The 19443-nt window shown below is 69.6% G+C and carries 18 protein-coding genes and 1 pseudogene; 7 read left to right on the forward strand and 12 right to left on the reverse strand.

Annotated features, from left to right (window positions below):
- Positions 1 to 58: 58 nt before the first annotated feature.
- Positions 59 to 1348, reverse strand: a complete 1290-nt coding sequence (locus ACFU53_RS26110) for a DNA glycosylase AlkZ-like family protein (RefSeq protein WP_383997059.1) — start codon at positions 1346 to 1348, stop codon at positions 59 to 61.
- 360 nt (positions 1349 to 1708) lie between these two features.
- Between ACFU53_RS26110 and ACFU53_RS26115 the strand changes: the two genes are divergently transcribed.
- The 3 genes from ACFU53_RS26115 to ACFU53_RS26125 all read left to right on the forward strand — a co-directional run bounded on the left by ACFU53_RS26115 (position 1709) and on the right by ACFU53_RS26125 (position 4307).
- Positions 1709 to 2887: a magnesium and cobalt transport protein CorA gene (locus ACFU53_RS26115; RefSeq protein WP_383997062.1), complete on the forward strand. Its 1179-nt coding sequence runs from the start codon at positions 1709 to 1711 to the stop codon at positions 2885 to 2887.
- Positions 2888 to 3240: 353 nt separating this feature from the next.
- Positions 3241 to 3633 carry a hypothetical protein gene (locus ACFU53_RS26120; protein ID WP_383997065.1) on the forward strand — a complete coding sequence of 131 codons (393 nt, stop codon included), beginning with the start codon at positions 3241 to 3243 and terminating at the stop codon, positions 3631 to 3633.
- Positions 3634 to 3638: 5 nt separating this feature from the next.
- Entirely contained in the window at positions 3639 to 4307 is a 669-nt protein-coding gene (locus tag ACFU53_RS26125; protein WP_383997138.1) for a nucleotidyl transferase AbiEii/AbiGii toxin family protein, read from the forward strand.
- Between the two features lie 72 nt (positions 4308 to 4379).
- On the opposite strand, the gene ACFU53_RS26130 is transcribed toward ACFU53_RS26125, so the two are convergent.
- From ACFU53_RS26130 to ACFU53_RS26175, 10 genes are all read right to left on the reverse strand, one after another.
- Positions 4380 to 4649 carry an ATP-binding domain-containing protein gene (locus tag ACFU53_RS26130; RefSeq protein ID WP_383997068.1) on the reverse strand — a complete coding sequence of 90 codons (270 nt, stop codon included), beginning with the start codon at positions 4647 to 4649 and terminating at the stop codon, positions 4380 to 4382.
- Positions 4650 to 4663: 14 nt separating this feature from the next.
- Positions 4664 to 5794, reverse strand: a complete 1131-nt coding sequence (locus ACFU53_RS26135) for an ATP-dependent endonuclease (protein WP_383997071.1) — start codon at positions 5792 to 5794, stop codon at positions 4664 to 4666.
- Positions 5795 to 6529: 735 nt separating this feature from the next.
- Positions 6530 to 7666: a hypothetical protein gene (locus ACFU53_RS26140; RefSeq protein WP_383997074.1), complete on the reverse strand. Its 1137-nt coding sequence runs from the start codon at positions 7664 to 7666 to the stop codon at positions 6530 to 6532.
- Positions 7663 to 7971 carry a helix-turn-helix domain-containing protein gene (locus ACFU53_RS26145; protein ID WP_383997077.1) on the reverse strand — a complete coding sequence of 103 codons (309 nt, stop codon included), beginning with the start codon at positions 7969 to 7971 and terminating at the stop codon, positions 7663 to 7665. The genes ACFU53_RS26140 and ACFU53_RS26145 overlap by 4 nt, the downstream gene beginning before the upstream one ends.
- On the reverse strand, positions 7968 to 8711 hold the full coding sequence (locus ACFU53_RS26150) for a hypothetical protein (protein WP_383997080.1): 744 nt from the start codon (positions 8709 to 8711) through the stop codon (positions 7968 to 7970). Before ACFU53_RS26150 ends, ACFU53_RS26145 begins: the two co-directional genes overlap by 4 nt.
- Complete coding sequence (locus tag ACFU53_RS26155) at positions 8708 to 8992, reverse strand: hypothetical protein (RefSeq protein WP_383997083.1); 285 nt, start codon at positions 8990 to 8992, stop codon at positions 8708 to 8710. Before ACFU53_RS26155 ends, ACFU53_RS26150 begins: the two co-directional genes overlap by 4 nt.
- On the reverse strand, positions 8989 to 9780 hold the full coding sequence (locus tag ACFU53_RS26160; protein ID WP_383997086.1) for a hypothetical protein: 792 nt from the start codon (positions 9778 to 9780) through the stop codon (positions 8989 to 8991). Before ACFU53_RS26160 ends, ACFU53_RS26155 begins: the two co-directional genes overlap by 4 nt.
- A gap of 111 nt (positions 9781 to 9891) precedes the next feature.
- Entirely contained in the window at positions 9892 to 10614 is a 723-nt protein-coding gene (locus ACFU53_RS26165) for a Crp/Fnr family transcriptional regulator (protein WP_383997089.1), read from the reverse strand.
- A gap of 147 nt (positions 10615 to 10761) precedes the next feature.
- Complete coding sequence (locus ACFU53_RS26170) at positions 10762 to 10959, reverse strand: hypothetical protein (protein WP_383997092.1); 198 nt, start codon at positions 10957 to 10959, stop codon at positions 10762 to 10764.
- Between the two features lie 217 nt (positions 10960 to 11176).
- Entirely contained in the window at positions 11177 to 11368 is a 192-nt protein-coding gene (locus ACFU53_RS26175) for a hypothetical protein (RefSeq protein WP_383997095.1), read from the reverse strand.
- 28 nt (positions 11369 to 11396) lie between these two features.
- Here ACFU53_RS26175 and ACFU53_RS26180 point away from each other — a divergent pair, with 28 nt between their 5' ends.
- Positions 11397 to 14237, forward strand: coding sequence for a SpoIIE family protein phosphatase (locus tag ACFU53_RS26180; RefSeq protein WP_383997098.1), 2841 nt, complete (start codon positions 11397 to 11399; stop codon positions 14235 to 14237).
- 175 nt (positions 14238 to 14412) lie between these two features.
- On the opposite strand, the gene ACFU53_RS26185 is transcribed toward ACFU53_RS26180, so the two are convergent.
- Positions 14413 to 14559: a hypothetical protein gene (locus ACFU53_RS26185; RefSeq protein WP_383997101.1), complete on the reverse strand. Its 147-nt coding sequence runs from the start codon at positions 14557 to 14559 to the stop codon at positions 14413 to 14415.
- Between the two features lie 2 nt (positions 14560 to 14561).
- On the opposite strand from ACFU53_RS26185, the pseudogene ACFU53_RS26190 reads away from it, so the two are divergent.
- The 3 genes and pseudogenes from ACFU53_RS26190 to ACFU53_RS26200 all read left to right on the forward strand — a co-directional run.
- Positions 14562 to 14756: pseudogene (locus ACFU53_RS26190) on the forward strand (hypothetical protein); the annotation flags it as partial.
- A gap of 452 nt (positions 14757 to 15208) precedes the next feature.
- A complete protein-coding gene (locus tag ACFU53_RS26195) occupies positions 15209 to 18151 on the forward strand; it encodes an AAA family ATPase (RefSeq protein ID WP_383997104.1) in 2943 nt (980 codons plus the stop codon).
- Positions 18144 to 19436, forward strand: coding sequence for a serine/threonine-protein kinase (locus ACFU53_RS26200; protein WP_383997107.1), 1293 nt, complete (start codon positions 18144 to 18146; stop codon positions 19434 to 19436). Before ACFU53_RS26195 ends, ACFU53_RS26200 begins: the two co-directional genes overlap by 8 nt.
- Positions 19437 to 19443: the final 7 nt, after the last annotated feature.

Raw genomic sequence — 19443 nt, forward strand, 5'->3', positions numbered from 1 at the left:
AACCTGCCACGAGCGGTTCGCGGCGCCCCCTCTCCAATGTCCGGGTCGGCGCCGGGTGTCACGTGGCCACCGTGCCGAAGCGGATGTCGTACGCGCCGCCCTTGCCGTACGCGCCGCCCTCGTCCCCGTGCAGCGTGGTGAGCGTGCGCTCCGCCTCCGTCACGAGGTCGGCCCGCTGCTGCTCGGTGAGACGGCCGAAGGGTTCGAGGGTGAGGACACCGGCGTCGAGCTTCCAGATGCCGGCCAGGAAACCGTCGACGAGGAAGGTGCGGTAGGCCTGATTCCCTTGCCAGGAACGGCCCTTGAGGTCCGGCGGAACCACGCGGGAACGGTCGGCGTGGGAGAGGAGCAGATTGTCGAACTCGGGGAGCAGCCGGGGCGGGGCCGGGGTCTCCGGGTCGGGGCGAGGCGCATCCGGGAGGTCGAAGAGTTCGGTGTCGCTGTCGTCACGGAAGACGAGCAGCTCCGGGCGCAGCCGTTCGAACGCCTCGCGCAGGCGGGTCAGTCCGGCCCAGGTCTGCATGTCCTTGACGGAGGCGGGCCCGAAGGCGGCGAGATAGCGCCGGACGACGGTCTCGGGCGCCGGGGCCTTTTCGGCGGGGCGGCCGAGCCAGTGCTCGGCGGTGGTCAGGGCGACCTGCCCGCTCATCCCCCACAGGCCCCGCGGGGTGACCTGGACGAGCGGCAGCCGACAGCGCGCGGCGACACCGAGGGCGAACGGGTCGGCGTCGGGCCACTCAACGAGCAATGCCTCACGCAACTGCTTCAGGGTGCGCGGCTCATCCTCGACGAGTTCCCGCGCGATGGCCGCGAGCCGGTCGAGATCGACGCCGGCCAGCCCCTTGCGGAACAGGTTCAGCTCCCGCTCCCGGGCCGGCTGCACCAACGGCCGCAGGGTCAGGCAGTCCTCGGCGGTGTGCGTGTGGATCGTGGACCGCATGGTGACGATACGCACGACGTCCCGGTCGGCCATGAGCGCCGACAGCTGCGCGGGTGCGAAGCCGTCCAGTCGGGCGGCGAGTGCGTAGTACGGCGGCCGCACGTTCTGCGCCTGCAGTCCGAGGAGGTGCGCGACGGCGTCTTGGGCGGACATGGGCGGGGGCGCCGAGCGGGTGGCGTTGTCGGAGGCGGGCTTGGCGGAGGCAGCCTCCGCGGAGGCAGTCTTGACGGAGGCGGGCTTGTCGGAAGCGGGCTTGGCGGAAGCGGGCTTGGCGGAGGCAGTCTTGGCGGGGGCAGCCTCGGCGGACACGGGTGCCCGGTGGAGCACGAGCTGGCGGGCCAGGGTCGCGCGGTTGAGGGCGTGGGTGCCGAGCCGGGGGGCGGCGGTCTGGGTCGCCTTGTTCGTCATGCCGGGCACGCTAGCGGGGATTAAGGACAGGATCTGTCCTCGACAGCCGGGTCTCGGCCCCCCTTCCGGCCGTATTCCTTCCGCGCGACCCTCCCTCGTCGCCTCCTCCCTACCCCTCCTCCCCCGCCGCCTCCTCCCTCCCGCCTCGTCGCCTCCTCCCTACCCCTCCTCCCCCGCCGCCTCCTCCCTCCCGCCTCGTCGCCTCCTCCCTCCTCGCCAACTCCCTCCCCCGCTTCCCGTTCGGCGTTCGTTTCCCCACTTCTCGTCCACCCCTCACCGACTCCCGCGGCGTTTGCCCCGTATATCCTGCTCGGTGATCACACAGTCGTACGTGTACGCGCAACTCGGGAGGCACCCGCGATGGCCGATCGACGCGCCCGTCCGGCCTCGAAGAGCGCCGGACCAGCCGCGAGGGGCGGCCGAAAGTCCGGCTGGCGCCGCGCCCTGCCCCCTCCGTCGACACCACCCGCCGAGCCGACGACGCCCAGCCCGGAACCGGCGGCGCCGGCCGAGCGGGCGGCCAGCGTGGTGGAGGCGGCCCTGTACCAGGACGGCGTACGCGTCGCCTCCCCCGCCACACTCGCGGACACCTACCGCGAGCTGCGGGAGGCACCGGCCGGCATGGCGTGGATCGGGCTGGCCCGCCCGACCGAGGGCGAACTCCTCTCCCTGGCAGCCGAGTTCGACCTGCACCCGCTCGCCGTCGAGGACGCGATGGAGGCGCATCAACGCCCGAAACTGGAGCGCTACGGCGACACCCTCTTCGTCGTCCTGCGCGCCGCCCGCTACCTCGACGCGTCCGAGGAGGTCGACTTCGGCGAGCTGCACGTCTTCGTGGGGCCGGACTTCGTCATCACTGTCCGGCACGGCGCGGCACCCGATCTGTCGGCCGTCCGCCGCCGGATGGAGGAGACCCCGGAGCTGCTGAAGCTCGGCCCCGAAGCGGTCCTCTACGCCATCCTCGACGCGGTGGTCGACGGGTACGCGCCCGTCGTCGCCGGTGTGCAGAACGACGTCGACGAGATCGAGACGGAGGTCTTCCGCGGCGACCCGGAGGTCTCCCGCCGCATCTACGAACTCTCCCGCGAAATGGTCGAGTTCCAGCGCGCCACCCGACCCCTCGTCGGCATGCTCCACGGCCTCATGGCCGGCTTCACCAAATACGAGACGGACGAGGAACTCCAGCGCTACCTCCGCGACGTCGCCGACCACGTCACCCACACCAGCGAGCGCGTCGACGTCTTCCGCCAGGCCCTCGCCGACATCCTCACGGTCAACGCCACCCTCGTCACCCAACAACAGAACGCGGAAATGCGAGCACTGGCGGAGGCGGGCTTCGAACAGAACGAGGAGATCAAGAAGATCTCTTCGTGGGCGGCGATTCTGTTTGCTCCCACGCTGGTCGGAACTATTTACGGCATGAACTTCGAGAACATGCCTGAGTTGGGCTGGAGCTTCGGATACCCCTTCGCGATCGGCCTGATGGGGGTGGTTTGCGTAAGTTTGTACGTGATTTTCAAGCGGCGGGACTGGCTCTGAGTCCATCTTGCCGAGCTCAGCTCTTGTGCGGTCTTTGCTCTCGCACCGGTCACGGATCGGGTCAAAATCAGCCCTGGGGAGTCTCTGGGGAGAAGTGATGCGGGTGATCTCGTCTACCTGCCTCCGTTGAACCCCTGACCAGTACTTTTGCCCTCCTGAAGCCGCTGGGGAGAATCCGGGGAGAATCTGCCGACGGCACGGGCCCTGTACCGGCAACTTCGTCGCCGCCCCGTTCCACGCCACGAGTCTCGCCGGTATCCGTTGCTACATCCGCAATGGACAACAGACCGTGACATTGGCTCCATGGATGGAGCCACAAGCCTCCGGCCCTGTGCGGCCGCCATAATGGAGGCATGACCTCCCACCCGCAGCACTCCGGACCCGGGACGAGGAACCTCTCTGGCGCGGACGCCGAGGACCTCGCGCTGTACCGGGAAAAGTTCCGACGCCGTCTACCGGAGTCGCTGGACGAGCTACACGGACCGACCCGCGGTGTCGTGGAGCTACCGCTGCACCTGGCCTGGTCCGGAATGACCTCATACGACCTGGGTAAACCTCGCCAGCGCATGGGCCTGTACCGCACCGTCCTGCACGAGGGCCTGCACGACGACCTCCCCAGCTACCTCAACCGGGACCTGCTCCTCAAGTTGTGGCCGGTGCTGCGCACCCTCGTCGGCCGCACCGTGCGCACCGTGTGGGAGGACACCTTCCCCGAGCTCGCCTCCCGCACCCGGGCGGCCGCGTGACGGACATGCCGGAGCTGCACGCGCGGCTCCTGGCGGATGTGATCGCACTCGGTTCGCCGTATCCACTGGTTCTCACCGGTGGATACGCCGTGCGGGCACACCGCCTCGTGAACCGCCCCAGCCAGGACCTCGACGTCGCTACCGAGAACCCGGCACCCATGGCCGACATCGCAGCCACGCTCCGCGCCGGCCTGGAAGCCCGCGGCTGGAAGGTACACGCGTTGGAGACCGCCCCGCTGTCCGCCCGCTTCACCGTGGCCGACCCGGCCACCGGGCAAGAATGCGAAGTCGACATCCTCAAGGAGATCTTCTGGCGGCCGGTCGCCCAGAGCCCGTACGGGCCCGTCCTCGCGGAGGAGGACGTGATCGGGACCAAGGTCCGCGCTCTCGCCGACCGCGGAGCGCCCCGTGATCTGATCGACGTGTTCGCAGCCTCCCGCCGCTGGACCAATGCCGAGCTCGAAGAGTTCGGCCGCCGCCACGCCCGCGGCCGCTTCGAGCGCGAGGATCTGCAGGCGAATCTGACGGGCGCCGAGTGGACCGACGACGAAGCCTTTTCCGCCTACGGGCTCGACGACGCCACGATCATCGCTCTCCGCGCTTGGGCCGTGGAGTGGGCTGACGACCTCGCGACCCGTCTCCTCGAGGAGGCCAATGATCCGGACATCGACTGATCACGTCCGGATGAGATCACATCTGCAATCGATCAGCGTAAGAACCAGGAAGTGAGTAGGTAGCAAAGGCTCTCACACCGCGAGACTGAGGTGACGTGCCCTGGTGAGCGCGACGTAGAGCGCACGGTGGGCCTCGTCGGCGGGATCGAGACCGTTCCGGAGCACGGCCGTGTCGGCCTCCTCCAGCCTGACGCCGACCCGGTCCCACTCCCGCCCCTTCGTCTGGTGGCAGGTCATGCCGGGAATCAGCCCCTCGTGGGCGACCTCCAGCCTCGTCCGCAGATTGGCGAAGGCGGCCCGGGGCGTCCGTTTCTGGCCCTCCGACGGCTCGACGGGCGTCATGGTGACCATTGTGGCTACCAAGTCGGTCCAGATCGTGACTTCCGAACGATAGCGGCGTCGGTGACACCCTCGACCAGGACGAGACGATCCGCGAAGAGAGCGGCGGACCGGCTCGCATCCGGATGGAGCCGAGTCTTCCGCAGCGTGACGTCACGGTGCTTGGTCGGCACGACGTCGGCAACGGCACGGCACACCCTTCCTTCCGCCGTCCGGCGCACGACGACGAGTTCCTCCGGGGCGCAGGACGTTATGACGTCCGTCGCGTGGCTGGAGAGGATGACCTGCAGCTCCGGCCGCTCCTTGACGGTCCTACGCAAGTATCGGACAAGGGCGTGTTGCAACTGCGGATGGAGGTGCGCCTCGGGCTCTTCTATGACGACCGTTGCGTGGAAGGGCTTCGTACCGAAGAAGGAGTCCTCCTCCGACTCGGCATCGGCCTGCGCCTGTTCGAGGTTCCGGGCCGCCTGCTGGATCTCTTCCTCCGCCGTGAGGGGCGGCAGATCAGGGGCATCCGAGTGAGGCCAGGCAGTATCCTGCGGAAGCCCGGTGGAGTCAGGTATCGCCGCCAGGGTTACGGCTATGTGCAACAGGTTCACATATCCCAACCCGGACACTTCGAGAGGCCGGGCGAAGGTGCGCCCCTCCATCACGGCAAGCATGAGCTCCAGCACGCGGGCGAGGTAGGTATCGTCGATGACCTGGCCGCGTATGTACGGCCACTGGGGACTTACCCCGGCCGAGAGATCCGTCATGTAGCCGCGAATCCGCGCCTCGACCGCATCGATGATGCCTTCCTTGGCCAGATTCTCCAGCAGTTCGGAGGCCCGTGCCCGGAGACCCACGAGGTTCCGGGTGCCGCTCAGGCGCTGCTGTTCGGCACGAAGCAGTTCCACGAGGATCCGTGCCTCGCGGCGGGCCAGCTCGTCCAGGGGATGACGCCAGGCCGGCAGGTAGATGAGTTTGTACGGATCCAAGTCCAGAGACCTGCCGTGCGCCGCATCGACCTTCGTGGCGACGCTGCCGAGCCTGCGGCTCAATCTGACACCCCAGCTCTGGGCGACCGCACCGAGCCGTTGGTGGCCGACAGCGTGCAGCTGGCGTCCGAGGCGCCCTTCCTCGGCGAGACTGTCGGCCAGTCTGTACACCACCTCGATGGCACGGCTGGAGCCTTCGGGCGCGAGCGTGGCGGATCCGTACCTCGGCAGGACCGGGAAGCGGGAACTGGGATGAGCGAGGTAGAGCGCATCCGTGAGCGTCGTCTTTCCGGCGCCGTTGGCCCCGACCAGAACACTGAAACGGCCGGGCAGGTAGCAGACCATCTCGCCCTCCGTGCTCGCCCGGAACCCGCTCACCGCGATGCGACTCAGGTGCACCATGCCCCCCCATGGACAAGAAGTACGTCGATAGTCATCATCGCCCCCCACACTGACAACTCACGGCTCTGCGCGCTCATTTGCGGTCAGAGAATGCCCGGACTGCCCTCGGGTGGGCTACTGGTCAGCGCCAGTCCCGGCCCCTGTGTGTCGTGGTCGTCCGGTCTGCCTACCAGTCAGCCCCCTAACGGGGCACTTGGACGCTTGAGTATCGGGAGAGTTCCCATGATCTGAGTGGCAGCGCTCGGGCTTGTTCACCACGGACGCTGCCCTCTGTGGTCAACGAGCACCTCGTATCCGCCTTCTCGGCTATCGGCGGCAGACGAGCCGGTAGCGAATGGGCAGGATGCTGGAGACGAACACGTGGACGGCGTGGCTGATGTGGAGGTGTAAGGCACAGACACTGCCAGGAACAGGCAGTCGGTAGCGGACCGTGAGTGTGGAAGCAGCGGGCGAGACGGCACGGGACCCGAGCCCTGGGGAGGCTCGGGTCCCTTCACGGAAGTGTCAGGTATTAGGGCTGTGGGCCAGCGCGCGGGCCTTGGCCGCCCACTCCCCCATCCTCGTCATAGCGGAGGTCAGTTGCTTCACCGCAGCGGAGATCTCCTTCACCGGTTTGCGGAGGTGCCGGCTCACCCGGACCATGGCGCCCGCCGAGGTGCCGAACGAGCCCATCTGTGCCAGACCGTGCTGCGCAGCTTCGTCCAGGGACATGAGCTGCTCCAGGAACTCGTCCGCCCCATCGCCTCGTTCGTCGGGCGGCGTCATCTCGATGAGGCCCAGCGCGGCCCGTACCCCGCTGTCCAGCGTCGTCATGCGCTCCGCGAACGCCGCGGCGACGGCGTTCAGTTCGCTGGCTGGCGCGCTGATCGTCTCCGCGTACCGGGCGACGGCAGCGAGCCGCGCGCTCATGGGCGCGTTCGCCTGGGCCAGATCGAGCATCTCGCTGCCGGACTGCTCGGTCAGCACTCCGATCGTCTCGACCGTCTTCGTGATCGCCTCCATGTCGGCCGCCATCTCGTCGAGCCCGTCCTCGATCACGGCGAAGTCGTCGAGCAGACCGGGCGAGTCCTCGTCCTCGGCCTGACCGCCGTCGCCGATCTCCGAGGCGGAAGCCGGTTCGTCACCGGTGTGGAGCCCGCGCAGCACCCGTGCCGGTGTGAGGAGTTCGAAGCCGTCGCGGAGCCCGGCCTCCAACGCGCTCTCGATCTCCTTGCGGGCTCCGGCCAGATGACTGCGCGTCCGCTGGTAGCGGATCGTCCGGATCGACGCGATATCGAAGGGCAGTTGACCGGCCTCCCCGATGTGGATCGTCGGCTTTCCGGTGATGTGCCGCAGCCCCAGCTCGTACATCACGTTGGGGTTGCCACCGCTGACGTCGGCGACGACCAGGTCGGACTCGACGACGTATCGGCAGATCTGCTCGTTGATGTCACCGGCGTGCGTGATGCCGTCGGCGCGCACGGCGCTGATGCCGTGCTTCGCGCAAGCAGGTGCGATCACCTGCTCGAAGATGCCAAGGTGGTGCTCGTACGCCTCCCGCTCGGGGCTGCCGTGCTCGGCGTACGGGTCGCCGATGGGGCCGACGACGAAGCACTTGCGGGGCTGGTCGGACTCCTGTCGGAGCATCTGTGACGTGATCATGCGGGAACCTCCGATGCGCGGGTGTGGATGTCGTGGGCCTGCTCTGCCGGCACCGCGCCGTCCTCCAAGGGGACGGCGTACACCGGCCGTTCCTCAATGCCGAGGGTCCGCAGCAAGTAGGCGGTGGGAATGCGGTAGCGTCCGCCGACCCGCAGCACGGGGCACGGGAAGGCACCGAGGCGGATCAGCTTGTACGCCGTCGCGGGGCAGATGTCGAAAGCGCGGGCAGCTGTGCGCAGGTCGACGCTCAAGGGCAGGTCGAAGGCCTCCGCGAAGCCGAGCGGCGGGCCGGACCGCCCGCTCACCTCCGGACTCCCGCAGGGCGTAGGACCAGCGTGCCGATGAGGTCGGCCTCCTCGTGGCGGCGGGCCCGGAACACCAGGTCGGGCAGGCGGGTACCGATCCGTCGGTCGCCCTGCCGGGGGCGCGCCTCGGCGAAGCGAAGCGTGGCGTACAGGCCTTCGCGCTGGGGCGGGGGCGTGATGTGTACTTCCCAGCCCTGGGGCGGGCGGCGCCGTTCCTCCGGCAGGACGGTGGCGTTGCGGGCCTCGGCGAAAGCACCGAGGTCGATGACGGGGATCTCCCGCGTGACGCGGTTCGCGTAGGCCCACATGCGGTTCACTGCCTCCTTGATCAGGCGGACGCCTGTGTCCGGGTCGTCCGGGTCCGCCGTGTCGAGGGCAGCGAGCACGGCCAGGACCGCCTCCATCTCCAGGTCGGCCCGGTCGACCCGCTGCCAGGTGCGCAGGATCCGTCGCAGGTTCCGGTACACCCCGGGCAGGACCAGCCAGAGGAGGAGCAGTCGTCCGGTGTCGTCACCGTCCCGCGACTCCCGCCGGGCCTGGGTGACGGCATGTCGCCAGACCGCCGCGCCCAGCGCCGCGTCCCGTTGTGGGCCGTAGAGTGCCCTCCTGCTCTCCTCCACGGACAGCGGGACCTCTCGGGAACCGACGTGCACGATGAGGGACGGCTGCGGGGCATCGGGGGGTCCGAGGACATCCCGGTTGATCCGGGCAAAGAGGCTCGTGGGTCCGGTCGAGGTCATCCCTCCTCCTTTCCGGCCTCGTCGGGACGGAGGTGCGCCAGGGCGGCAGCGGCTCGGTCACAGGCACGTGCGAGGCCGATCAGCGCCGGCCGCACGGCCGTGTGCCACGTCGTGCGGGCCGGGTGCGCCGTCCCGTTCCGGCGCAGGGACCACGCGGCGGGCGCGGCGGGCGGGTGGAAGTGAATGCCGCCGTACACAGCGTGTCCGACGTTCACTCCGTAGTCCGCCCACTGGCTCTCACCCCGCTCGCGCCAGGGCGGGGCCTCGTGGGGGGCCGTCACCGGGCGGGCCCGGAGCCGGCGGGCGGAGGGGGCACGGGCAGTCCGACGGTGAGACCGCCGACGATGTCCCGGCCGACGGCGGCTCCCTGGTGCACGTACTGGGACAGGCACGTCCGGCTCGGGGCGCCGGCGTCCGGGGAGGGCTTCGGCGCCGGCGCCTCCGCCATGGCCGATTGCACATCGTGCCCTGTGTGGCCCGGCACGTGGATCCAGCCGTAGCCGCCGAACTCCTTGGCCCGCACATGGGCCCGTACGTACTGCGCGGGGTCGAGGTCCGACTGCCCGGACCGCACGACGTCCTGGTACAGCCGGTCCGACACGATGGCGGCGAGATCCGCCGCGATGAGGGACGCGAGTACGGCCTTGAGCTGGGGCGCGTTGACATAGCGTGCCACGGCGACCGGGGTCGGGCCGGCGTGGCCGAGGGCGGCGTCCGCCACCACTCCGGTATCCACGGCCAGTCGCAGCCTGACCCGCGGGACGGCTGGGCGGGCGTTTCGGTCCCGGAGACGGACCGTCAAGTGATGCACGAAGGGCCCCAGTACGGAGGCCTCCGGCGTGGCTTCGGGGAGAACGGCGAACTCCAGGTCGCCCTGCGGCTGGCGCGCCCAGGCGGCGCGGTCCAGCCCGGCCAGCGCCGCCGCCTCGTCCAGCATCCGGACCAGGTCGGCCTGGACGGCCGACTGCGTCCGGGTGTCGAGACGGCTGTACTGCTCCACGTCCGCCGCCAGGCACAGCCTGCGGTGCGGCAACCCGTCCGGCGGCCGGACGGAAGAGATTGCGTTCACGACAACTCGCCACCTTCCAAGGGGTGTTGGGTGCGGTGCACGCCAACTATGGGAGGAAGGGGCGAGGGCGGCCAAGTAAGCCGCATTTGCACGGCTTAGGTCGGCATAGCCCTACGTGGCCGGCATTCTGAGCAAGGCTGCTTCGCGCAGGCGGGCCATGTCCTTGATGGAGGTCTGTCGGCAGCCGGTGGTGATGATCTCGTCCTTCCGCAACTGGGCGAGTGCCTTGTGCACGGTGTCCGTGGTGGACGCGGTGAGAGCGGCGAACTCCGACTGGGACAGGTTCACGTCGATCCTCAACCTGTTCCAGTCGTCTCCCTTCAAGGTCCACCTCGGCTGCCCGTACGACTCGGCGAGTTCGACCAGGACGCGCGCCAGCCGGACCGGGACCGGGTATGCGCCCAACTCCAGGCGGAGGCGGTCGGCCCGGCGCACCCGGACGCACAGCATGCGGTGGAAGGCCCTTGACGTCTCGAAGCTGGCTTGGAGAAAGGACTCCAGTTCCTGGGCCGGGACGACGTTCGCGAGCACGTCGCCGCAGGCGGTGACCGTGGCCGATCGGGGCCCGGCATCCATCACCGCCACCTCGCCCACGACGTCCCCGGCGATCCTGATGTCCGTGAGGGACGCCCGGTCCCGGTTCAGCCGGACGGTCACCTTCACCAAACCCTCGTGGAGGACCATCAACTCCTGTGCGTGGTCGCCCTCGCGGATGAGGACGTCGCCCAGGGCGTAGCGGCGTAGCGTGCCGAGCCGGGTGAGATCCGCGCGCGCTCCGGGCGACAACGTGTCGAGGAAGGCCACGCGGCCGTCAGGTTTCGAACCGTGCGTCATCCGGACAGCACAGCACCCGGCCACCCCGGCGGCGAAGGATTCCGTCCGGTGCACCGGACGCACGCCGGGGCGCGCGGCGGCACACGGCGGGAGCATCCGCCGGGCTCCTGGCGCTCCGGCATCGCGAGGGGCTGCCCTCTCTCAGTTTCAGCGCCGGTCGGCGTCGTCGATCGCCTGGGCCACTCCGAAGGGCCCCATCAGCAGCAGTCGGTCCAGCAGGTCGAGGATCTCGGACCGCCGTGTGGGCGAGGTGGCCTGGACGTACGCGCGGACCAGCAGTCGGCCGACGTGGCGGTCGGCGCCCATGGAACGGCGGGGCGCACGTGCGGCGGTGGAATCGAACACCGCCAGAAAGCGCCGTACGCATGTCAGAACCAGTTCGTCGACCCGGTCTGGGGCGTGTTCGAGTGTGATCAGGAGTTGTGTCAGGGCGGCCTCGAAGGCGCGGGAGTCGATCAGCGCGGTCAGCGTCCGCCGGCCTGAGAACGCTGGGGAGAATCTGGGGGGAATGAAACGCGCTCCGCTTCGTCGCCTTCTCCCTCACTGGGGGCGCCAGCCTCGATCAGCAGTGCCGCAGTCCCAGCCATCGGGACCACCGATTGTCACCCAGAGCGATCGAACGGGTGAGGTGCCAGTCCCAGTGGGTGGCCAGGTGGCTACCCCGTACGGCGGGAGTGCGCAGGCGGAGGCGGAAGTTCTCGCGCCGGGCCACGGCCCGGTGCACGACCCGTGAGGGCGTGAGCCACCCCGCCACCTCTCTCCTCCAGTGCGAAGATATGAAAGTGGATGAAACACCAGAAAGCGCTCCTCTGCGATCGGCGTTGCAGCAGACGGTGACGGCTGTCGGCGCTCTGAGCGGGATGGTGTACCTCTTCGACGGGCCGGGCGGCAGCCTTCGCCTGCGATGCACGCTGACCGGCGACGGGCCGGAAGACCACCGCCTCCCCGAAGAGGATGTCGCAGCCGAGACAAAGGCGGCTACCGCCCGGGCGATCCACGAACGCGCGGTGGTGTGGATGTCGGCATCCCCCGGTCGGGCCCTGGCCCCGCACACCGGCGTGGCGGCCGTTCCGCTGTGCCGCGACGGCGGCACCGTCGGGGCGTTGACCGTCCTGACCAGCCGGCCCGGGCCGCCCACCACCGCGGAGCGGGGTCTTCTCGAAGTGGCCGCACGATGGATCGCCGACCTGCTGGGGGCCGACGCCACGGACCGTCCTGCCGCACCATCCCTTTCGGCGGCACGGAAGTCCGTGCGGGTCGGCGCGTGGGACTGGGACATCCGCACCGGCGACATCGTCTGGGACGAGGAGATGCCGCACGTGCTCGGTATTTCCCCGGACTACTTCGACGGACGGATCGAGACCTGGCGCGGACTGGTCCATCCCGAGGATCTGCCGGCTGTGGTGACCAAGGCGGAGCAGTCCCTGCGCAAGGGCGGGGAGTACGGCGTCAGGCACCGGGTGCTCCGCCCCGACGGCACCGTCGGGTGGGTGGAGGCCAGGGGTCGGATCATCGAGGGGGACGACGGCCGTCCGGCCCGTATGGTGGGCCGCCTGTGGGCGACCACCGAGACGCGGGCCGCGATGGATTCGGTCGGCCGCGCCCTGCAGCACATGAGTGACGGCTTCCTCGCCGTCGACTCCGACGGGCGGATCATGTACGTCAACGAGCGGGCCCAGAAGCTGCTCGGTTCCTCGGACGACCTCATCGGCCGTGTGCTGTGGGAGCTGCCCGCGGTCGCCGTGCCCGGCCTCGAATCACGGTGCCGCAGCGCCATGGCGGATCGCGTCGCCACCGGTCTCGACGTGAGGTCGCCGACCGACCGGCGCTTCTACCACCTGCGGATCATCCCGGTGCCGGACGGGCTGACGGTCTATCTGGCCGATGTCACGGAGCAGCGCGAGACGCAGGCCAGACGCGCCGCGGAGGAGCGCGCGGCCGCCGAGCGCACCGCCCGTATCGGAGGCCTGACGAGGGCACTCGCCGAGGCGCTCACCGTGCAGGATGTGATCGACGCCGTGGCGGAGCGGTTGTTGCCGCTCGTCGGGGCCACGGGGCTGATCGTGCATGCCTCCGGCCCCGGCGGCGACCGGACGGTCCAATCGGTCGGCTACCCCCGCTCCTACATCGAGCGACTCCCCGACCGGCCCGGGACCAACCCCTTCGACCAGGCGCTTCACGACGGTGTTCCTCGGTTCATCGACTCGCCACAGGCTCTGGAGGCCCACTATCCCGGGCTCGCCGCTTTCGCGGCCCTCGGCGGAAAGCACGCCTGGGCCTTGCTCCCGCTGACGGTCTCCGGGCACGTCGTGGGCGGCTGTGTCATCTCCTTCGACAGACCGCGCCGCCTCGCGGACGCCGAGCGCGGACTGCTGATCGCACTGAGCGGACTGATCGCACAGACCCTGGAGCGGGCCCGGCTGTATGACGCCGAGCATCACCGCGCGCAGGAGTTGCAGCGCGGTCTGCTGCCGCACGCACTGCCGCCGCTGCCCGCCGTCACCACCGCCGCCCGCTATCTCCCGGCCAGCGGGGGCATGCTCGGCGGCGACTGGTACGACGTCATCGAGCTGTCCGGCGACCGGGTCGCGCTGGTGATCGGCGACGTCATGGGCCATGGCCTGTCCGAGGCCGCCACCATGGGGCGGCTGCGGACCGCCGTACACACCCTCGCCGGCCTCGAACTGCCACCGGACGAGCTGTTCTCCCACCTCAACGACCTGGTCAGCGATCTCGGTGACGACTTCTACGCCACCTGTCTGTATGTCTTGTACGACCCGGCCACCGGTAGCTGTACCGTCTCCTGCGCGGGACACCCGCCGCCGGCCGTCGTCAGCCCTGGCGGTACGGTCCGGCTGCTCGACCTGGCGGCCGACCCACCACTCGGCGCGGCCACACCCCCCTTCGAGGCCTCCGAGCTGGTGCTGCCCGAGGGGAGTCTCCTGGTGCTCTACACCGATGGGTTCGTCGAGTCCGCCCACCGCGACATCGACACCGGCATCGTGCAACTGACCACCGCCCTCGCCGCCTCGGACACGTTGCCCCCGGCCCGCGCGACCGGGCCGTGGACGCGGTGGGACGCACGGGAACAGATGGACGAGGCCGGCCGCCTGGACCGGCTGTGCACCTCGCTCACCGAGGCCCTGCTGCCGGAAGGCGAGCAGACCGGCGACGACGCTGCCGTGCTCATCGCCCGGATCCACGCTCTGCACCACGACGACGTAGCCGTCTGGACGCTCCCTGAGGATCCGGTCGCGGCCGGCCAGGCCCGTTCCCACATCCGTCGTCGACTCGCCGAATGGCAACTCGACGAACTGGTGATGACGACGGAACTGCTCGCCAGCGAGCTGGTGGGCAACGTCGTGCGCCACGCCAGCGGACCCCTGAGGCTGCGCCTGCTCCGCAGCCGAAGCCTCATCTGCGAGGTCTCCGACGGAAGCCTCACCACCCCCCGCATCCGCCGTGCCCATGACACCGACGAAGGCGGGCGCGGACTGCAACTCGTCGCCGCGCTCAGCCAGCGCTGGGGCGTCCGCTACACGCGTGACGGCAAGTGCATCTGGACCGAGCAGCCGTTGCCGGACCGCTTGCCCGCGCACACCACGGCACTGGCACAGACCTGACCGGGAGGGGAGGAGCGCACACCGGCGCCATCCATGCCGAGGGCCGCTACCGACGGCCTGGCAGCGGGATCATGCACGACCCCCAGGGCCCAGGTCGGAAACCTGGGCCCTTTGTCGTCCGGCTGAGGCTCCTCGTCGGAGTGCCGCTGGATCAACGTGGCGTGGACCGGTCGGCTCATCTCACCGTGCGGTACGCGTGGTGGATCGTGCCGCTGTAGCCGTTGCCCTCGGTGTCGGCCAGGGTCGCCTTGAAGGAGACCGTGCCGGGACGCTGCGGGTGAGTGAGGTTCGCGTACCACTTGCCAAAGGCATCGCTGTGCACCGTCGTTCTCCGCGCTCCTCCTGGCCGCCACGGCCTGGCTGCGGACGCGTTCGCACACCTCGGCGGCCATCGGGAAGCTGAATTTCGAGCACATGCCGGAGTTGCACTGGGTGCTCGGCTACCCCTTCGCGATCGTTCTGATGGCGGTGGTGTGCAGCAGTTTGTACGTCATCTTCAAGCGGCGCGACTGTCTCTGAGTGGATCGCTCTGGTCCTCCTGGCCCTCACCACGACCCGTCAACGGCTGTGGGACGAACACGAGTCGAACCCGGACATCGTCTTCCGGGGTGCCTCGTCGTCTCCGAAGGTCCCGAATTCCGCCGGCATGTCGCGCGCCGTCGGACACCCTTGCGTCGGCTGTTCGGCGAGAAGCCGGAGGTCAGGGGCGTGGTCAGGACGGGCCGACATTCCCGTCAGGAACGAGGAGAGCGTCCGGGGCGGGATCGTGGTGAAGATCGTCGATTGTCGAGGGGCGGGCCGCGACAGTCCGGCAGTCCCGGGGTGTTGTGAACCTATCGAGGTGATGTGGTCCATTGACGGCTGCTGCCGTCGTACCGCGTGCCAAACTGTGGGGGCAACGGGGAAATTGCCACTGGCTCCGGCGTACTCCGCGAAGACGGTGTGCCGGGAACGGGTACGGGGATGCTGTCGTGCTGTCGCTTTTTTCGGAGGGGATCTTCACTCCGCACACCCTTCTCGACGAAAGGGTGATCGATGTCCTCTCGGCGGCGACGCAGCGCTGCTCGGGGACGGTCCGGCCGAGTGACATCCTCTACTCCGCGATCGACTCCGACGACCAGGCGGTTCTGTCGGCACTCGCGCTCACTCTCGCCGAAGGTGCCCAACCGCGGCATCTGCTGGAATCCATCGCCGTGTACAACCCGGAGAGCCAGGGCGGACAGGATTTCGATTTCGACGGAAGACGTGAGCGGTTCGCACCGGAGACGCTGGCCGCCCTCGACAGCTTCGCCGCGGAGTTCGCCCAGGACCAGGACCGGCTCCGCCCTCTCTGCCTCGAACTGCTCGTCGCCTGCGTCCTTGACCATCCCGACGCCGGTGACCGGCGGTTCCTGCGGATTCTCGACACGGCGGCCGCCGCGCGGACCCTGCGGGACCAGGTCCGCGTCAGCACCGAGCCGGCTCCCCCACTGCTGGACGACACCGGACGGCTGCGCTCCGAGGAGTTCTCGGCCGACGCCTGGGCCGTTCTGGAACAGGCCGCGGGGCGCGCGGGTGAGCTGGGGTACGACCGGCTGCTGCCACCGCACTGCTTCCTCGCCCTGCTGAGCGAGACGGAGGGTCTGACGGAGCGGCTCGTCCGGCTCCAGATCCCACCCCAACTGGGCCTGGCGAAGGTCGCGGAGCTGCTGAGCGGCGCCTTCCGGTTGTCCCAGCACGGAAAGGACACACCCCCGCTGCACCGCGACGGCCTGGGAGAGCCGATGCTCGACCTGCTCCGGCGGGCCCAGCGCGCCGCCGTGGTCTGGGGTGCCGAGCTGGTCGACACACCGCATCTGCTCGATGCCCTGCTGGAGGATCCACCGCCGAGGCTCGCTTCGGTGTTCCAGACGGAGCCGCTCCGGATGGACCTCGCCCGCATGCGGGAACTGCTCGCCCAGTCCGTCAGGGAGGCGCGCGCCTCGGGACCGCGCGAGATTCCCTTCCGGTTACCGCCGGAATCACCGCCCGCCGAGGACCTCACCTGGCTGGCGCGGACCCAGGGGATCGCATCCGCCCGGCACCTGGAGCGCTACTTCGACGCTCTGGGCCGCGCCCTGCACCGTACGACCGACAACCATGTGCTGATCACCGGGCCCGCAGGGGTCGGCACCACCACTCTGGTCCGCGAACTGGCCAGGCGCGCGGCGGCCGGAGAGTTACCCTTCCTGCGGCGAAAGCGCCTGCTGCGCGTCGACTGCCGTGACGTACCGGACACCGAGAGCGGTGCCAGACTCGCCCGGATCATCGCCCATGTGGCCGGCCGTACCGATCTCATCGTGTGCCTGGACGGACTCGGGGCCATGCTCCGCGGTCCCCAGGGCACCGACCACGTACAGGCCCTGCGCAGCGCGCTGAAGGAACGCCGGATCCACCTCATCGGGATCCTGTCCGGCCAGGAGTACGACGACCTGCTGGCCACCGACCACGCCCTGCGTGAACTCACCACCCGCATCGACATGACCGAGCCGGACCGGGCCTCCGCACGGGACATGGTCCGTCAGGCGGCGGACGCGCTGGAAGCGGAGTTCGGCACCGAGGTCGACGACCGTGTCGTCGACCGGGCGGTCGTCCTGTCCGGGGACTACATCCTCAACCAGCGACTGCCGCTGGCCGCCGTCAAGGTGCTCCGCCGGGCCTGCGAAGACCTCGACTACCGTCGTACGCAGCTCGGGGACACCCGGGCCGTCGTGGACACCGAGGACGTGGTGCGGGTCATCGCCGAGGTGTCGGGTGTGCCCGCCGGGCAGATCGCCGGCACGGGCGGCGAACGGACGGATTACGAACAGGCGCTGGGCGGCTCGGTGTTCGGCCAGCAGGAAGCGGTCGAGGTCGTCGCGAACGAGCTGCGCCGCATCAAGGCGGGCCTGGCCGGTGCGAGCGGGGGTCCGGCCTCGGTGATGCTCTTCGCCGGCCTGACGGGGACGGGCAAGACCGAACTGGCGAAGACCGTCGCGAGTTTCTACTCATCCTCCAAACGCCTGCAGACCTACCCCATGGAGAACTTCTCCGAGGCACACAGCGTGTCGGGGATCATCGGCTCCCCACCGGGATACATCGGCTACGAGCGCGGCGGCCGCCTCATCAACGAGCTGAACGCGGACCCGTACTGCGTCTTCCTGCTCGACGAGGCGGAGAAGGCCCACCCCGAGGTCTGGCGGCCCTTCCTCAACCTCTTCGACGAGGGCTGGATCGTCGACCAGCGCGGCGTCAAGGCCCACGGCGACCGGGCGATCTTCATCCTGACCAGCAACGCGGGCCAGGAGATCATCTCCCGGATGAGCCGGGAGCGACGGCCCGACGAGGAGATCGTCGCCAGTGTGAAAGAGGCTCTGCTCCAAGTCGGGAAGGGCGCGCACGGCGGCCCTGTCTTCTCTCCCGAGTTCGTGGCACGTATCCGCCGGATCATCGTGTTCCGGCCGCTGGACCTGGACGCGATGACCGGCATCTGCCGCAAACTGGTCGACCGGCAGCGCGCGTTCTGGCTGGACAAACGGGAGAAGGAACTGGTCGTCCCCGAGGCGCTGATCCACTACGCCGCCGGGCACGGACATCTGCTGAACGAGAAGTCGGGCGGCAAGGAGGGCGGCCGCATCATCGCGAAGATTCTGTCGGACCTGATCGAGAACCCCATCCTTCTCGAACAGGGGCGCAGGGAAACCGAGTTCCGGCAGTGCGCCCGCATCGAACTCGGCTTTCACCCCGACGGGCCCGGCGGCCCCCGCATGGACGTCCGCTTCGCCCCCGCCACGGAGACGAAAACGGCGGAGACGACTGACACCGGGGAGACGGCTGACACGGCTGACACGGCGGAGACGACTGCTACGGCGGAGACGACTGTTACCGCTGATACGGCGGGAGCGGGCCATGAGTGACGACGGAGCCGGGACGGATCTGCGGTCGTTCGAGGGCCGGGTGATCAACGACCGCTATCTGCTCACCGAGTGGATCGGCGGCGGCGCCTTCGGTGCGGTCTTCCTCAGCGAGCAGCGCGTCCTCGGCCGTCCCGTCCGGCGGGTCGCCTGCAAGATCTCCCGGGAAACGGGGATGACCGAGGCGGACGCCCAGCACCGGTTCTCCGACGTCCTGCGGCTGGCCGAGGCGATGGACGGGATGACCGACGCCGAGGCACGCCGCCACCTCGTCCACGTGTACGACGGGGGGCTGGCCCACGACGCCGGTGGCCGGGCGTTCCTGGTGATGGAGTTCGTGCAGGGCACCACGCTCGCCGCCCAGTTCCGAAGCCTGCGGACGGTCTCCGCCAAGCAGTTGTTCACCTGGGCGCGGCAGATCTGTGTGGCGCTGCGCGGACTGCACTCCCTGGACCAGCCCTTGCTGCACCGGGACCTCAAGCCGGACAACGTCCTGCTCGGCTCGGACCTGACCGTACGGCTGATCGACTTCGGTCTCGCCGCCAGGCTGCTCGAGTCCGGAACCGTGCCGGGAGTCGCCGGCACGCTCACGTACATGGCGCCCGAGACCTCCCAGGGGCAGAGCGTGCCCGCCTCCGACCTGTACTCCCTCGGGGTGCTGATGTACGAGGGGCTGACCGGCCGGCTCCCCTTCGCGCACCTCATACCGCCCCCCGAGCTGCCCGACGCCCTGCACGGCGACTGGCTGTACCAGCGGAAGAAGGAGGGCCACGCGGCGGCCCCGCCGTCCCGGCTGAACAACACGGTGACCCGCGAGATCGATGCCGTCGTGCTGCGCTGTCTGGAGTTCGAACCCGCCCGGCGCTTCCGCAGCGCGGCGGAACTCCTGGACGCGCTGGCCGAGGCCGAGGCCGGGACCCGCCGTCCGCCGCCCGGCGAGAGCGCGCTGGAGCAGGCCCGCGAGCAGGTTGCCGCCGGTGATACGGCCGGCGCGTGCGACACCCTGCGCACATGCCTGGACTCCGGCTCGGAGGTCCCGTCGCCCGCCATCCGGCTGGCACTGCTGAACGAACTGGCCCGCCTGCTCGACACGCGGGGCGACCTGGGCGGCTCGGCGCGGCGGCTGGCCGAGGCCTGGCAGTTGGTGCGGGACAGCGCCCTCCTGCGGACCCGGAAGGAGCGTTGCGCCCTTCTGTCGCGTACGGCCGACGCCTACCGGCGGGCCGGGAACGCCTATCAGGCGACCCACTTCGAGGAACTGCTGCGACGCGAGAGAGACAGGGGGTGAGTACAGC

The organism is Streptomyces sp. NPDC057474 (assembly GCF_042802555.1).
Taxonomy (GTDB): domain Bacteria; phylum Actinomycetota; class Actinomycetes; order Streptomycetales; family Streptomycetaceae; genus Streptomyces.

Bases quoted from the DNA above. Each gene is read 5' to 3' on its own strand.
- ACFU53_RS26150 (WP_383997080.1), bottom strand. From the start codon at position 8,711: ATGACCTCGACCGGACCCACGAGCCTCTTTGCCCGGATCAACCGGGAT.
- ACFU53_RS26130 (WP_383997068.1), bottom strand. From the start codon at position 4,649: ATGACGCCCGTCGAGCCGTCGGAGGGCCAGAAACGGACGCCCCGGGCC.
- ACFU53_RS26140 (WP_383997074.1), bottom strand. From the start codon at position 7,666: ATGATCACGTCACAGATGCTCCGACAGGAGTCCGACCAGCCCCGCAAG.
- ACFU53_RS26125 (WP_383997138.1), top strand. From the start codon at position 3,639: ATGCCGGAGCTGCACGCGCGGCTCCTGGCGGATGTGATCGCACTCGGT.
- ACFU53_RS26115 (WP_383997062.1), top strand. From the start codon at position 1,709: ATGGCCGATCGACGCGCCCGTCCGGCCTCGAAGAGCGCCGGACCAGCC.
- ACFU53_RS26120 (WP_383997065.1), top strand. From the start codon at position 3,241: ATGACCTCCCACCCGCAGCACTCCGGACCCGGGACGAGGAACCTCTCT.
- ACFU53_RS26165 (WP_383997089.1), bottom strand. From the start codon at position 10,614: ATGACGCACGGTTCGAAACCTGACGGCCGCGTGGCCTTCCTCGACACG.
- ACFU53_RS26110 (WP_383997059.1), bottom strand. From the start codon at position 1,348: ATGACGAACAAGGCGACCCAGACCGCCGCCCCCCGGCTCGGCACCCAC.
- ACFU53_RS26200 (WP_383997107.1), top strand. From the start codon at position 18,144: ATGAGTGACGACGGAGCCGGGACGGATCTGCGGTCGTTCGAGGGCCGG.